A 14,552-nucleotide genomic window follows, 5' to 3' on the forward strand; every position below is an offset into this window, starting at 1 on the left:
GGGAAGAGCATGTCTTTCTGAGTTGTATTTTGGAGGTGCGAATCATGGAAGAAAAAGATGTTACAGGGGTCGAAGATGAGAAGAATCTTGACGAACAAGATGAAAAGGAAGAGCAAACTGCCGACTCCGAAGTGACAACTGAAGAAGAAGGTACTGAACCTGATTCAGAAACAACCGAGCTAGAAGCAGAGTTGGCGAAAGTTCAACAAGAAAAAGAAGAGTTATACCAACGACTATTAAGAACACAAGCTGAATTTGATAACTACAAAAAACGTTCCATTAAAGAACGGGAAGCGGAGCGCAAGTATAAAGCACAGGATCTTGCTACAGAGCTTTTACCTGCAATCGATAATTTCGAGCGTGCTTTACAAGTAGAAACGACAGATGCTAACAAGAACTTGTTAGATGGAATTTCGATGGTATATAGACAGCTTGTGGATGCATTAAAATCACAAGGTGTTGAACCTATCGAAGCTGTTGGGAAAGAATTTGATCCCAATATTCATCAAGCCGTTATGCAGGTTGAGGAAGAAGGCTTTGAACCGAATACGGTAGTAGAGGAACTACAAAAGGGGTACATGATGAAGGATCGTGTAATCCGTCCTGCAATGGTAAAAGTAAACCAATAATTTAAAGAAGGCTATCTTGTCAAGGAGGAAATAATTCATGGGTAAAATCATCGGAATTGATTTAGGAACAACAAACTCTTGTGTTGCAGTTATGGAAGGTGGAGAAGCGGTTGTTATCCCTAATCCTGAAGGGAACCGTACGACACCATCAGCTGTAGCGTTTAAAAATGGAGAAAGACAGGTAGGGGAAGTAGCAAAACGCCAATCTATTACTAACCCGAATACGATTCTTTCTATTAAACGTCATATGGGTACAGATTATAAAGTAAAAGTTGAAGATAAAGAATATACACCTCAAGAAGTATCTGCTATTATTCTTCAACATTTAAAATCTTACGCAGAAGATTATATTGGTGAAAAAGTGGATAAGGCAGTTATTACAGTACCTGCATACTTTAATGACGCTGAACGCCAAGCTACAAAAGATGCTGGTAAAATTGCTGGTTTAGAAGTAGAGCGTATTATTAACGAACCAACAGCAGCTGCTTTAGCATATGGAATTGAAAAGTCAAATGAAGACCAAACTATCCTTGTTTACGACCTTGGTGGAGGTACTTTTGATGTATCCATCCTAGATATTGGTGAAGGTACATTTGAAGTAATTGCAACTGCAGGGGATAACCGACTAGGTGGAGATGATTTTGACGAAGTTATCATCGAGCATCTAGTTTCAGAATTCAAAAAAGAAAACGGAATTGACCTTGCAAAAGATAAAATGGCTATGCAACGTCTAAAAGATGCAGCTGAAAAAGCTAAGAAAGATTTATCAGGTGTTTCCCAAACACAAATCTCATTACCATTCATTACTGCAGGAGAAGCTGGTCCATTACATTTAGAGATGAACCTAACTCGTTCTAAGTTCGAAGAGTTATCTTCTGACCTAGTTGAACGTACAATGATCCCAACTCGTAAAGCATTACGCGATGCAGATTTAACTGCAAATGATATTGATAAAGTTATTTTAGTTGGTGGTTCAACACGTATTCCAGCAGTACAAGAAGCAATCAAACGTGAAATTGGTAAAGAACCATCTAAAGGGGTAAACCCAGACGAAGTAGTAGCATTAGGTGCTGCTATTCAAGGTGGTGTCTTACAAGGTGATGTGAAAGATGTTGTATTACTTGATGTAACACCACTTTCACTTGGTATTGAGACTATGGGTGGCGTATTTACGAAACTTATTGAACGTAATACAACAATCCCTACTAGTCATTCACAAGTGTTCTCAACAGCAGCTGATAATCAGACCGCTGTAGATATTCATGTTCTTCAAGGGGAACGTGAGATGGCAGCAGACAATAAAACACTTGGTCGCTTCCAATTAACGGATATCCCACCAGCACCAAGAGGAGTACCACAAATTGAGGTATCCTTTGATATCGATGCTAACGGTATCGTTAATGTACGTGCAAAAGACATGGGTACGAATAAAGAACAATCCATTACGATTAAATCTTCTTCCGGCTTATCAGATGAAGAAGTAGAACGTATGGTACAAGAAGCAGAGGAAAATGCGGAAGCTGATAAGAAGCGTCGTGAAGAAGTGGAGCTTCGTAATGAAGCAGAACAATTAATCTTTACAACCGATAAAACGCTAAAAGATTTAGCGGATAAAGTTTCGGATGAGGAAAAACAAAAAGCAGAAGCAGCTAAAGAAGAGTTGAAAAAAGCTGTAGAAGGTAATGACCTCGATGAAATTAAAGCGAAAAAAGAAGCGTTACAAGAACAAGTACAACAGTTATCTGTAAAGCTATATGAACAAATGGCTCAAGCAAACCAAGCTGGTCAAGAAGATGCAGCTCAAAACACGTCAGATGATGTAGTTGACGCTGATTACCAAGAAGTCGATGACGAAGAGAAAAAATAAGTAAATACGTGCACAAAAAAAGTCAAAGTCAGGACCTTCTTGACTTTGACTTTTTTAAGTTAAGTTGGTTCACCCCAATAGTTGGCAAGATGCTTCGTCGGTCACACACAAATTTCTTACGGATAATGAGGCCACTAGTTGAGTACGAGCAGAATATAGGAAGCTATCCTTATTTGTAAGTATCCAGTGTGTTAATCGATTGGACGATATGGTTTATTAACTAAATCTACTAAAGCACAAGCAATGAACCATTTGCCATCATAATGTTGTTAATGTTATGATTTACTCTATGTGAAAGTGATTCGGGAGAGTGATACAGAGTGTCAAAACGAGATTATTATGAAGTCTTAGGTATAGACAAAAGCGCATCTAAAGAAGAAATCAAAAAGGCATACCGCAAATTAGCTCGTAAATACCATCCAGACGTAAACAAAGAGCCAGATGCTGCTGATAAATTTAAAGAAGTGAAGGAAGCATACGAGACATTATCCAATGATCAAAAACGTGCACAATATGATCAATTCGGCCATGCCGGAATGAATGGAGGCCAAGGCTTTGGTGGCTTCGGTGGTTCTCAGGATTTTGGTGGATTTGGCGATATATTTGACATGTTCTTTGGTGGAGGGGGACGTAGAAGAGATCCGAACGCCCCACAACAAGGTGCAGACTTACAATATACGATGATATTAGATTTCGAGGAAGCTATCTTCGGAAAAGAAGCAGATATTACGATACCTAAAGATGAACAATGTGCTACATGTCATGGTTCTGGAGCAAAGCCTGGTACTAAGCCAGAAACATGTTCTCACTGTCATGGTTCAGGTCAATTAAATACCGAACAGAATACGCCATTTGGTCGTGTAGTAAACCGCCGAGTTTGTCATTATTGTGATGGATCTGGAAAGGTTATTAAGGAAAAATGTACAACATGTAGTGGCAAAGGTACTGTTAAAAAGAACAAAAAAATCCACATTACCATTCCTGCTGGTATTGATGATGGACAACAAATTCGTGTAGCAGGAAAAGGGGAACCAGGTAAGAACGGTGGTCCTAGTGGTGATTTATATGTTGTTATTCAAGTACGTAGCCATGAATTCTTTACTCGTGAAGGAGATCATATTTACTGTGAGCTACCATTAAACTTTGCACAAGCAGCTCTTGGTGATGAAGTAGAGGTTCCAACTGTCCATGGTAAGGTGAAGCTAAAAGTCCCTGCTGGTACTCAGACTGGTAAGGTATTTCGTCTAAAAGGTAAGGGAGCACCTAATGTAAGAGGTTATGGACAAGGAGATCAACATATTAAAGTTCGTGTTGTAACACCTACTAAATTAACCGATCGTCAGAAAGAATTATTACGAGAATTTAATGAGATTTCTGGTAATGGAAAAGCAGAGGAACAAGAGGATTCACTTTTCCAGAAATTCAAAAGAGCATTTAAAGGGGAATAGGATTTTAACCTAATTCCCTAATACATAACGATGATAGGAACCGGAATACAAGACTATAATGAAAAAGAAAAGAGTGAGATTTGCTTGAAATGGTCAGAGATTTGTATCCATACCACAAATGAAGCTATCGAACCGATTTCCAATATCCTACATGATTTGGGAGCAAGTGGTGTCGTTATTGAGGACCCGCTAGACTTAATCATTGAGAAGGACACGATGTATGGTGAGATTTTTGAGCTTGATGCGAATGATTATCCAGAAGAGGGTGTATATATAAAGGCTTATTTACCTACTAATAGCTCTTTAGGTGAGACAGTTGATGCAATCAAGTTAGCAGTAAATAATTTGAGAACCTTTGACATTGATCTTGGTGAAAATCAGATTACATTGAGCGAAGTAGATGAAGAGGATTGGTCAACAGCATGGAAGAAATATTATAAACCAGTGCACATTTCCGATAAAATTACCATTACGCCAACATGGGAAGAATATACACCAAAGTCTAAAGAAGAAATTGTTATTGAATTAGATCCTGGGATGGCATTTGGTACGGGGACACATCCAACCACGATTTTAAGTATTCGTGCATTAGAGAAATACCTTAAAGGCGATGAAACGGTAATCGATGTTGGATGTGGTTCGGGTGTACTTAGTATTGCCTCTGCATTTCTAGGTGCTAAGGAAATTTATGCGTATGATTTAGACGAAATTGCTGTGACTAGTACGACAATGAATGCAAAAGTCAATCAAGTTGATCAATTAATCCATACGAAACAAAATAATTTGTTGCAGGATGTTCATATGAAGGTGGATGTCATTGTTTCTAACATATTAGCAGAAATCATTGTTCGATTTATTAAGGAAGCATGGGATAATCTCATTCAGGGTGGTTATTTTATTACTTCTGGCATCATTCAAGCGAAAAAGGAAATGGTCTTAGAGCAGCTAGAGGATCAGGGGTTTGAAATAATCGAAATTAATGAACTGGAAGACTGGGTTTCTGTAGTAGCGAAGAAAAAGTAGGTGCTTTTTTATGCAAAGGTACTTTGTTCCAACAGAAAATTGGAGAAATGATACTGTAGTAATTGCTGGTGATGATGCTCACCACATAGTAAGAGTAATGCGTATGCAGGTAGATGACCGGATAATATGTAATCCACCAGATTCAAAGGGAGCTATTTGTAAAATTGTACAAATGGATACGGATTCCGTAACTGCAGAAGTTGTAGAGTGGTTAGAAAGGGATAGCGAGCTACCTGTCTATGTAACCATTGCCCAAGGCTTACCGAAGGGCGATAAAATGGATTTGGTGCTACAAAAGGGAACCGAACTCGGTGCAAGTGCTTTTATCCCTTTTCAGGCTGATAGAACTGTTGTAAAATGGGATGCTAAGAAAGAAGAAAAGAAATTAACACGTTACCGTAAAATTATAAAAGAAGCAAGTGAGCAATCCCACCGCAATCATTTACCAGAAATTAAGCCAGCAATGAAGTTGAAGCAGCTTATTGAGGAAAGTAACACCTATCATGTACGACTTTTCGCATATGAAGAAGAGGCAAAAACGGCTTCTTTCCAATCATTTGCAAGTGTTGTAAGTAAGCTAAACAAGGGAGACCGAGTTATAATATGTATTGGTCCAGAGGGTGGCTTTTCAACTGATGAAGTTGATATATTGAAAGAACATCACTTTCTCCCTGTTCGATTAGGTCCTAGAATTTTAAGGACCGAGACAGCTGCTTTATACGCACTGGCTAGTATTTCATACCATTTGGAAGAATTGGAGGACTAGTAATGCCAACAGTTGCATTTCACACATTAGGGTGTAAGGTAAATCATTATGAAACAGAAGGAATATGGCGGATGTTTAAGGAGCAAGGTTATGAACGTGTCGATTTTGACCATGATTCCGATGTCTATGTTATTAATACGTGTACCGTAACGAACTCAGGAGACAAAAAAAGTAGACAAATTATTAGAAGAGCTGTTCGTAAAAATCCCGATGGTATTGTCTGTGTTACAGGATGCTATGCACAAACGTCACCTGGTGAGATATTAGAAATACCTGGTGTGGATGTTGTAGTCGGTACGCAAGATCGTAAAAATATGATTCAATATATTGAAGATCATAAGAAAACGAAAGAGCCAATTAATGGTGTGTCAAACATCATGAAAAATCGCGTATTTGAGGAAATGGACGTTCCAGAATTTTCTGATAGAACACGTGCCTCATTGAAAATTCAAGAAGGTTGTAATAACTTTTGTACATTCTGTATTATTCCATGGTCTAGAGGGTTATTACGTTCAAGAGACCCTGAGAGTGTATTAGATCAAGCTCAAAAATTAGTAGATGCTGGCTATAAAGAGATTGTATTGACAGGAATTCATACTGCTGGCTACGGGGAAGATTTAAATGACTACAACTTTGCAATGCTTTTACGTGATTTAGAGTCTAAAGTTGAAGGATTACAACGGATAAGGGTATCTTCAATTGAAGCGAGTCAGATTACCGATGAAGTCATTGATGTATTAGACCAATCGGAGAAGATCGTGCGTCATTTACATATCCCATTACAATCTGGTTCTGACTCTGTTTTAAAACGGATGAGAAGAAAGTATTCAACAGATTATTATTATCAAAAAGTAGAGAAAATACGTCGTGCTTTACCAGATCTTGCGATTACTTCTGATGTTATTGTTGGATTCCCTGGAGAAACAGAAGAAGAGTTTATGGAAACTTATAATTTTATTAAAAAAGTTGGTTATTCCGAGCTACATGTATTCCCGTTTTCTCGCAGAACAGGGACGCCTGCTGCTAGAATGGAAGACCAAGTGGACGAAGATGTGAAAAATGAGCGAGTTCAACGGATGATAGACCTATCAGAGGAACTAGCAAAAGCATATGCATCTCGATATGAAAACGAAGTACTTGAAGTAATTCCAGAAGAACGTGCACCAGAAGAGGATAATCCGAATATGTTAGTCGGCTATACGGATAACTATCTTAAAGTGAAGTTTGAAGGTACACCTGATATGATCGGGAAAATTGTCCGTGTAAAAATAACAAAATCAGGTTATCCATATAACGAGGGTACTTTTGTAAGAATTATGGAACATGCCACCCATGGTAAAATAAAAATGAATGCCTAGTCATAAGACTGGGCATTTTATTTAGCGAATAACCGATAATAAATAGCTTTTTATTTTAGAAAATGCTATGATACCAAAGAGGTACGTACAACTGATAAAGGGGAGTTAACCATGATACAAAATTTAGAAAAATATATTGATCATACGCTTTTAAAGCCAGATACAACAAAAAACAGTATTCTAAAGATTGTAGAAGAAGCGAAAGAATACAAATTTGCATCCGTTTGTGTTAATCCACATTGGGTATCCTTATGTTATGAGTATTTAAAAGATACGGAAGTAAAAGTATGTACAGTAATCGGTTTTCCATTAGGAGCAACATCTACTGAAGTAAAAGTATTTGAAACAAAACAAGCCATTTCTGATGGTGCTACTGAAGTAGATATGGTCATTAACATTGGAGAATTGAAATCAGGTAATGATGAATTAGTTAAGCAAGATATTCAAGCTGTAGTTGAGGCTGCTAAAGGACAAGCATTAACGAAAGTAATCATCGAAACATCACTACTATCAGATGATGAAAAAGTACGTGCTTGTAAACTAGCTAAAGAAGCTGGAGCTGACTTTGTAAAAACTTCAACAGGTTTCTCTGGAGGAGGCGCAACCGTTGAAGATATTACGTTAATGCGTAAAACAGTCGGACCGGATATGGGAGTAAAAGCATCTGGTGGAGTACGTGACTTAGCTGGAGCAGAAGCCATGATTAGTGCGGGTGCGACAAGAATTGGTGCTAGTGCAGGAGTAGACATTATCAATGGTAATCAAGGGACTTCTGATTATTAATGGTATTGCCTAAATAATAGTAGTCACAAACTGAAAGAGAAAGAAAAAAACACGAACAAGAAATAATCAGTTGACCGATGTTTCGTGTTATATTATAATTACAAAAGGCGTGTGATATGTCATTCGTCTTTATAATCTGTTTTATGCTTCGGAGGGAGGGAAATTAGCATGTCAAATACAACTCGCGTTCGTAAAAACGAGTCTCTTGAGGATGCTCTTCGTCGCTTTAAACGTAGTGTTGCAAAAAGTGGGACACTACAAGAATATCGTAAGCGTGAACACTATGAAAAACCTAGCGTTCGTCGTAAAAAGAAATCTGAAGCTGCTAGAAAGCGTAAATTCTAAAGAAGGTGCTAGAAGATGTCATTACTTACACAGTTGAACGATGATATGAAGCAAGCGATGAAGAGTAAGGACAAAGAAAAACTTAGTGTGATTCGCATGGTTAAAGCTTCATTACAGAACGAATCGATAAAGCTTGGTAAAAGTGATTTATCGGAAGACGAAGAATTATCAATTTTATCAAGAGAAATGAAACAAAGAAAAGATTCCCTCCAAGAATTTAAATCAGCTGGACGCGATGATCTTGTTGAAAAACTTGAAACGGAAATCAAAATCATTCAAGAATATATGCCTAAACAACTTTCAGATGAAGAGCTTTCGGCTATTATTCAAGAAACGATTCAAGAAACTGGTGCATCTTCAAAAAAAGATATGGGTAAAGTGATGAGTGCGGTTATGCCAAAAGTAAAAGGTAAAGCTGATGGCTCTAAAATTAATAAATTAGTTCAAGAATTCTTGAATTAGTATACCCTAGAAACCCTTGCTGATAGGCAAGGGTTTTTTACTTAAATGGGAACTTTAAAATGTAAAGTGTTATTGGATTTTGCTTAAGACCGTCTTTTTTTCCTTATACATAATGGTAGGTATGAATTTTATATCCTATCCTTTCTCATATCCCTACCGTTCCACCATCAAATTATGATACTATTTACTATAGTTAATAACATTTTTAAATCTTTTTTGAAACCTTACATAGACTCACAACGTATGAATAGGTGTATAAAGGAGGTGCCATCATTGCCGAAAAAACGATTGATACTCTATATTGCCATATTCGCTACTTTGTTTTTATCGGTATTTTCACCTAATACTGGAGAAGTAGCACATGCGGATGAACAGGGTGGGGGTAAGCTTATCTATGTCATCCCGATTGAAAATGATGTGGAACGGGGATTAGAAGCCTTTCTATCTAGAACAACTAAAGAGGCTGTAGAAGCTGGTGCAGATCACATTATTTTTGAGATTAATACTCCAGGTGGAAGCGTGCAAGCGGCTGATAATATTGGAACGATTATTGCTGATTTAGATATTCCAACAACATCATTTATTATTAGTCAAGCCCTATCTGCTGGATCTTATATAGCGCTTCATACCGATAACATATATATGACTCCAAGAGCTACGATGGGAGCAAGTGGCGTTATTAATTCAGATGGGACTGCGGCTGACAAGAAAGCACAGTCAGCTTGGCTAAAGGCCATGACTAGTGCCGCTGAGGCTGGTGGAAGAGACCCTCTATATGCAGCTGCCATGGCAGATTCTAGTATTGATTTACCTGAACTAGATGCACCGGAGGGAGAATTTTTAACCTTAACACCACAAGAAGCGGTGGAAGTCGGATATGCTGAAGGAATTGTATCCCACCGTACTGAATTGCTGCATGAGCTAGGATTATCGAATGCAACTATTATTCAAACAGAAACTACTCTTGCAGAGAACATAGCTAGATTTATAACGAACCCAATCGTTATTTCCATCCTATTATCACTAGCAGGATTGGGATTAATTGTTGAACTGTATTCCCCAGGATTTGGTGTGCCAGGTAGTATAGGAATAATCTCATTAGTATTATTTTTCTATGGTCATGTGGTCGCAGGACTTGCCGGGATGGAAGCAATTATTATCTTAGTTATCGGTATAGCACTTCTCATTGCTGAATTTTTTGTTCCAGGTGGTATATTAGGCTTATTAGGAGTTGGTGCCATAATTGGTTCAATCTTTATGTCAGGTGCTAATATTGGACATATGACGATAAGTGTTGCAATTGCTTTACTAGTTGTCATCATTGCATCTGTTATCTTATTTAGAAGAGTAGGTCTGGATAAAGGCGTGTTTCGTCATGTCATACTTCGGGACCGCACAACAACAGAGTTAGGCTATGTGTCCAATGAAAATCGACTTGAATTAATTGGTATGGTAGGTGTCACAGCGACATCTCTTAGACCTTCAGGAGTTGCTATCTTCGGGAAAGACAGAGTGGATGTTGTATCGGAAGGTAGTTTTATTCAAGTGAATGTACCAGTTAAAGTAGTAAAAGTTGAAGGAGCACGTATACTTGTTAGGGAATTATAAGGTTAATTAATAACCTATAAGATAAATAAACTTTAGGAGGAAATTTATATGGATCCACAAGAATACATTTTTCCGGTGATTTTAATCGCTGTGATCTTGATTGCAATTGCAATCCTATTTACTTTTATACCTGTTACACTCTGGATTAGTGCATTAGCTGCTGGTGTTCGAGTAGGTATACTTCAATTAATCGGAATGCGTCTACGCCGAGTGGTACCTAGTCGAGTAATTAACCCATTAATTAAAGCACACAAGGCAGGACTTGATGTTAAAACAAATCAACTGGAAAGTCACTACTTAGCTGGTGGTAATGTTGATAGAGTGGTAAATGCTTTAATCGCTGCACATCGTGCGAATATTGAGTTATCATTTGAACGTGCTGCGGCTATTGACCTTGCTGGTCGTGATGTATTAGAAGCAGTACAAATGAGTGTTAATCCTGAAGTAATTGAGACACCATTTATTGCTGGTATTGCCATGGATGGTATCGAGGTAAAAGCAAAAGCAAGAATTACAGTACGTGCTAACATCGACCGCCTAGTAGGGGGTGCTGGTGAAGAAACCATCATTGCCCGCGTTGGGGAAGGTGTCGTTAGTACAATAGGTAGTTCAGAAACACATGCAAAAGTTTTAGAAAATCCAGATTCTATTTCACATACTGTCCTTTCTAAAGGCTTAGATGCTGGTACAGCATTCGAAATTCTATCGATTGATATTGCTGATGTTGATATCGGTAAGAACATTGGAGCGATTTTACAAACTGACCAAGCAGAGGCAGATAAAAATATTGCTCAGGCGAAAGCCGAAGAACGTCGTGCAATGGCGGTAGCACAAGAACAAGAAATGGTAGCGCGTGTACAAGAAATGCGTGCGAAAGTGGTGGAAGCAGAAGCGGAAGTACCACTTGCACTTGCAGAGGCATTACGTTCTGGAAAATTAGGTGTGATGGATTATTTGAATTACGAAAATATTAATGCAGACACTGATATGCGTGATTCTATTGGAAAATTATCTAAAGAAAACAATGATGAGAACAAGTAATTTAGTTGCTATTAACAGGAAGGGGGGACATGATGGAAGAAATATTAAATTTTTTACCTCTCATTGCCATTATCCTCTTTGGGATTATTAAAGGAACGATTGGGAACAATGAGCAAAATGAGAAAAAGCAACGAACACCAAGTCGACCAACGAATGTACCTAGACCAAATCCTACCCCTTCAGGAGGTCAAGAGAGAACGCGGAGTACGACTCAAAGAACTGCTCCAGTGCAACCTTCTATTGAAGAACAGCAAAAGCAGCAAATGGAACAGTTAAAAAGCAGAATGAATACTGGATCTAAGGTGAATCTTGATGACATAAGTCAACAGGATGTAGGATTAGGATCTAGTATACAGGATGCGATTAAGCATCAGGCTACGAACAAGGTAGCTGAAAATAAAGAGAAATTTAAGAAAGAGGTAAAGACTGGCCTTAATCGACGTGGATTAGTACAAGGCATCATTATGTCGGAGGTGCTAGGCCCACCAAGAGCAAGGAAGCCTTACCAAAATGTAATAACAGAGAGAAAAAGACATATATCACGATAATGAAACCCAAAAGCATCCTTATGATGCTTTTGGGTTTTTTAGTTCTTAACTGTTTTAGTTTCTCATAAATATGTATGTGAGAGGGGGCTCGCATCTGTGAAGAAATTACAACAACGATTACGACCATGGCTAGTAAAATACCTCGCATTGCCTTCTGATGTTGTAATGGAACTACCAAGAATAACGATTATTGGCCAAATACATGTATACATTGAAAATCATAAAGGACTCGCCGTATTCACGGACGACGAATTAAGGTTAAAAACAACAAAGGGCTATATCCAAATAAAAGGATCGTCATTTGTATTAAAGATGATGTTACCAGAAGAAATATTACTGGAAGGAAACATAACAGATGTTAAGTTTATTCCAGGATAAACGTTAGTAAATGGGAGGACGAAATGAAACAGATACAGGGGTCATATTTCAAGGGATATGTAAGAATTGTGGTAAAAGGTCGTTTGCCAGATCATTTTTTCCAAGCATGTGCCAATCGTGGTATTACCGTATGGAATATTAAAAGAGAAGGTAACGAAACGTGTAGTGGTAATGTTAAGCTATCTGATATAGCTAGAGTGAAACAATTAAGACGTGAAAAAAAATATAAGATTACGTTTGAACAGCGGAAAGGTTACCCATTTATAATAAGTCGCTTTATAAAAAGAAGAGAATTTGTTCTATCGCTTGTGATGAGCATATTAATGATTCTTTTTATGTCCAATATCATTTGGAAAGTAGAGGTTACGGGTGATTTACCTATCGAAATTGAAGAAAAAATCGCCAAACAACTAGATGAGTATGGTATTCATCCAGGTGCTTGGATTTTTACATTAGATTCACCGGGAATTATCCAGCAGAAACTAACCAATGACATTCCTGAATTGCTTTGGGTTGGTGTCAGGCAAAAAGGGACAACCTTTCAATTAGAAGGAGTAGAAAAAATTGTTGTTAAAGAGGAAGAAATAGGGGGACCGAGAGATTTGGTGGCGACAAAGAAGGGTGTTATCAAGAAAATGTATGTCGCGAAAGGCTTACCAAAAGTGGAAATTAATGATTACGTGCAGCCTGGACAAGTTCTAGTTTCGGGTACATTAAATGAAGTAGCACAGAATCAGGATGATGAGGAAGAAAAGAAAAATGATTCGATAGTCGTACCAGCAGAAGGTGAAATTATTGCTAGAACATGGTACGAAATGAATGTTAGTATTCCATTAAATCAAAATTATGAACTTGTTACTGGTCAACAGGAGAAAAAATATTATATAGGCATTCGTGACTTTAAATTACCAGTATGGGGATTCGGAACACCAGAATATGAGGCAATTCACTATGAAAGCATCGAAACGCCAATAAAATTTATAAAATGGGATTTACCGTTAAAAATAATAGAAACAACTTTAAGTGAAAAACAGTATCACGAGTTAGAACGAACGAAGGAACAGGCAAGAAAAGCAGGTATCGAACAAGCGAAAGAGGAGCTTCAACTACAGCTTGGACCGGAGGCTAAGATTGTATCAGAAAAAGTTTTGCATGAATCTGTAGAGAATGGTAAAGTTAAATTAGAATTATATATGACAGTTGAGGAAAATATTGCTAAAGCACAACCTATAACTCAAGGAGATTGAATATGCCTGATAACTTAAACGCAATTGATATTGAACTAACCAATCCAGAAGAGGCTCTCGAGCTTTTTGGGAATAATGACAGATACTTAAAACATATTGAAGAAAAACTTAACGTCTCTATTATAACAAGAGGAGAGAAAATTAGTGTTTCTGGAACTGATAGTGATATTGCAATTGTACAGGATATCCTTTTAACCCTTCTAAACGTGGTTCGTAAGGGAATAACAATAGCTGAGCGTGATATTGTTTATGCGATTGAGCTTGCAAAGGAAGGAAGAATCAATCAATTTGAAACGCTATTTGAGGATGTCATCACAAAAAATGTTAAAGGAAAGTCCATTCGAATTAAAACCCTTGGACAAAAAAGCTATATAGCAGCCATAAGAGAGAATGATTTAGTATTTGGTATCGGTCCTGCAGGTACAGGTAAAACATATCTTGCCGTTGTTATGGCTGTTCAAGCTCTTAAGAATGGTCAAGTAAAGCGAATCATTTTAACTAGACCAGCTGTTGAAGCAGGTGAAAGCTTAGGATTTTTACCTGGTGATTTGAAGGAGAAGGTTGATCCTTACTTAAGACCATTGTATGATGCATTAAATGATGTATTAGGAGCAGAGCATACACTGCGGTTAATCGAAAGAGAGACAATTGAGATTGCTCCTCTAGCCTATATGAGAGGACGCACACTAGATGATGCCTTTGTTATATTAGATGAAGCGCAGAATACAACGCCAGAACAAATGAAGATGTTCCTGACTCGACTAGGTTTTGGTTCGAAAATGGTTATAACTGGTGATGTAACACAAATTGACTTACCAAAAGGGAAAAAATCTGGACTACATGTGGCAGAGAAAATGTTAGGCGCTATAACAGGAATTTCTTTTGTCCATCTCACACAAACAGACGTAGTGAGACATCCATTGGTACAGCGAATCATAGATGCATACGAAAAAAGCAACAAGATTGATTAGTCTAGGAGACCCGTTTGGAGGGTCTTATTTCTTTATTTTTCGAAATAATGAATTACTTGATGGGAAATATGAAGATAA

The 14,552-nt window shown here is 37.8% G+C and carries 15 protein-coding genes; all 15 read left to right on the forward strand.

Annotated features, from left to right (window positions below; translation table 11 throughout):
- Window positions 1-44: 44 nt before the first annotated feature.
- The 15 genes from grpE to MKY78_RS17985 all read left to right on the forward strand — a co-directional run bounded on the left by grpE (window position 45) and on the right by MKY78_RS17985 (window position 14,474).
- Complete coding sequence (grpE, locus tag MKY78_RS17915) at window positions 45-629, forward strand: nucleotide exchange factor GrpE (RefSeq protein WP_339214604.1); 585 nt, start codon at window positions 45-47, stop codon at window positions 627-629.
- A 37-nt stretch (window positions 630-666) separates the two neighbouring features.
- Window positions 667-2,496, forward strand: a complete 1,830-nt coding sequence (dnaK, locus tag MKY78_RS17920) for a molecular chaperone DnaK (RefSeq protein WP_339214605.1) — start codon at window positions 667-669, stop codon at window positions 2,494-2,496.
- Window positions 2,497-2,816: 320 nt separating this feature from the next.
- On the forward strand, window positions 2,817-3,944 hold the full coding sequence (dnaJ, locus tag MKY78_RS17925; RefSeq protein WP_339214606.1) for a molecular chaperone DnaJ: 1,128 nt from the start codon (window positions 2,817-2,819) through the stop codon (window positions 3,942-3,944).
- 84 nt (window positions 3,945-4,028) lie between these two features.
- Window positions 4,029-4,967: a 50S ribosomal protein L11 methyltransferase gene (gene prmA, locus MKY78_RS17930; protein WP_339217958.1), complete on the forward strand. Its 939-nt coding sequence runs from the start codon at window positions 4,029-4,031 to the stop codon at window positions 4,965-4,967.
- Between the two features lie 10 nt (window positions 4,968-4,977).
- The gene (locus MKY78_RS17935) at window positions 4,978-5,733 is read left to right on the forward strand and encodes a 16S rRNA (uracil(1498)-N(3))-methyltransferase (RefSeq protein ID WP_339214607.1); all 756 of its coding nucleotides are present in this window, start codon (window positions 4,978-4,980) and stop codon (window positions 5,731-5,733) included.
- A 2-nt stretch (window positions 5,734-5,735) separates the two neighbouring features.
- Complete coding sequence (gene mtaB, locus MKY78_RS17940; RefSeq protein ID WP_339214608.1) at window positions 5,736-7,091, forward strand: tRNA (N(6)-L-threonylcarbamoyladenosine(37)-C(2))-methylthiotransferase MtaB; 1,356 nt, start codon at window positions 5,736-5,738, stop codon at window positions 7,089-7,091.
- A gap of 111 nt (window positions 7,092-7,202) precedes the next feature.
- Window positions 7,203-7,874 carry a deoxyribose-phosphate aldolase gene (gene deoC / locus MKY78_RS17945; RefSeq protein ID WP_339214610.1) on the forward strand — a complete coding sequence of 224 codons (672 nt, stop codon included), beginning with the start codon at window positions 7,203-7,205 and terminating at the stop codon, window positions 7,872-7,874.
- Between the two features lie 168 nt (window positions 7,875-8,042).
- Complete coding sequence (gene rpsU / locus MKY78_RS17950; protein WP_042145999.1) at window positions 8,043-8,219, forward strand: 30S ribosomal protein S21; 177 nt, start codon at window positions 8,043-8,045, stop codon at window positions 8,217-8,219.
- 15 nt (window positions 8,220-8,234) lie between these two features.
- Window positions 8,235-8,681 (forward strand): GatB/YqeY domain-containing protein, encoded by a 447-nt coding sequence (locus MKY78_RS17955; RefSeq protein ID WP_186869953.1) that lies wholly within the window; start codon window positions 8,235-8,237, stop codon window positions 8,679-8,681.
- Between the two features lie 273 nt (window positions 8,682-8,954).
- Complete coding sequence (locus MKY78_RS17960; protein ID WP_339214612.1) at window positions 8,955-10,289, forward strand: NfeD family protein; 1,335 nt, start codon at window positions 8,955-8,957, stop codon at window positions 10,287-10,289.
- 48 nt (window positions 10,290-10,337) lie between these two features.
- On the forward strand, window positions 10,338-11,330 hold the full coding sequence (gene floA, locus MKY78_RS17965; RefSeq protein WP_186869951.1) for a flotillin-like protein FloA: 993 nt from the start codon (window positions 10,338-10,340) through the stop codon (window positions 11,328-11,330).
- Window positions 11,331-11,362: 32 nt separating this feature from the next.
- Complete coding sequence (locus MKY78_RS17970; protein WP_339214614.1) at window positions 11,363-11,878, forward strand: hypothetical protein; 516 nt, start codon at window positions 11,363-11,365, stop codon at window positions 11,876-11,878.
- 96 nt (window positions 11,879-11,974) lie between these two features.
- Window positions 11,975-12,256, forward strand: a complete 282-nt coding sequence (gene yqfC, locus MKY78_RS17975) for a sporulation protein YqfC (RefSeq protein ID WP_186869949.1) — start codon at window positions 11,975-11,977, stop codon at window positions 12,254-12,256.
- Window positions 12,257-12,279: 23 nt separating this feature from the next.
- Window positions 12,280-13,503: a sporulation protein YqfD gene (gene yqfD / locus MKY78_RS17980; RefSeq protein WP_339214617.1), complete on the forward strand. Its 1,224-nt coding sequence runs from the start codon at window positions 12,280-12,282 to the stop codon at window positions 13,501-13,503.
- A 2-nt stretch (window positions 13,504-13,505) separates the two neighbouring features.
- Complete coding sequence (locus tag MKY78_RS17985; protein WP_339214618.1) at window positions 13,506-14,474, forward strand: PhoH family protein; 969 nt, start codon at window positions 13,506-13,508, stop codon at window positions 14,472-14,474.
- The last annotated feature ends 78 nt before the right edge of the window (window positions 14,475-14,552 follow it).

Source organism: Ornithinibacillus sp. FSL M8-0202, assembly GCF_037975285.1.
In the GTDB taxonomy this organism is placed as follows: Bacteria; Bacillota; Bacilli; order Bacillales; family Amphibacillaceae; genus Ornithinibacillus; species Ornithinibacillus massiliensis.

Excerpts from the sequence above, each read along its gene's own strand:
- MKY78_RS17935 (WP_339214607.1), top strand. The coding sequence starts at position 4,978 with ATGCAAAGGTACTTTGTTCCAACAGAAAATTGGAGAAATGATACTGTA.
- mtaB (WP_339214608.1), top strand. The coding sequence starts at position 5,736 with ATGCCAACAGTTGCATTTCACACATTAGGGTGTAAGGTAAATCATTAT.
- rpsU (WP_042145999.1), top strand. The coding sequence starts at position 8,043 with ATGTCAAATACAACTCGCGTTCGTAAAAACGAGTCTCTTGAGGATGCT.
- deoC (WP_339214610.1), top strand. The coding sequence starts at position 7,203 with ATGATACAAAATTTAGAAAAATATATTGATCATACGCTTTTAAAGCCA.
- dnaK (WP_339214605.1), top strand. The coding sequence starts at position 667 with ATGGGTAAAATCATCGGAATTGATTTAGGAACAACAAACTCTTGTGTT.
- grpE (WP_339214604.1), top strand. The coding sequence starts at position 45 with ATGGAAGAAAAAGATGTTACAGGGGTCGAAGATGAGAAGAATCTTGAC.
- yqfD (WP_339214617.1), top strand. The coding sequence starts at position 12,280 with ATGAAACAGATACAGGGGTCATATTTCAAGGGATATGTAAGAATTGTG.
- floA (WP_186869951.1), top strand. The coding sequence starts at position 10,338 with ATGGATCCACAAGAATACATTTTTCCGGTGATTTTAATCGCTGTGATC.
- MKY78_RS17970 (WP_339214614.1), top strand. The coding sequence starts at position 11,363 with ATGGAAGAAATATTAAATTTTTTACCTCTCATTGCCATTATCCTCTTT.
- MKY78_RS17955 (WP_186869953.1), top strand. The coding sequence starts at position 8,235 with ATGTCATTACTTACACAGTTGAACGATGATATGAAGCAAGCGATGAAG.
- MKY78_RS17985 (WP_339214618.1), top strand. The coding sequence starts at position 13,506 with ATGCCTGATAACTTAAACGCAATTGATATTGAACTAACCAATCCAGAA.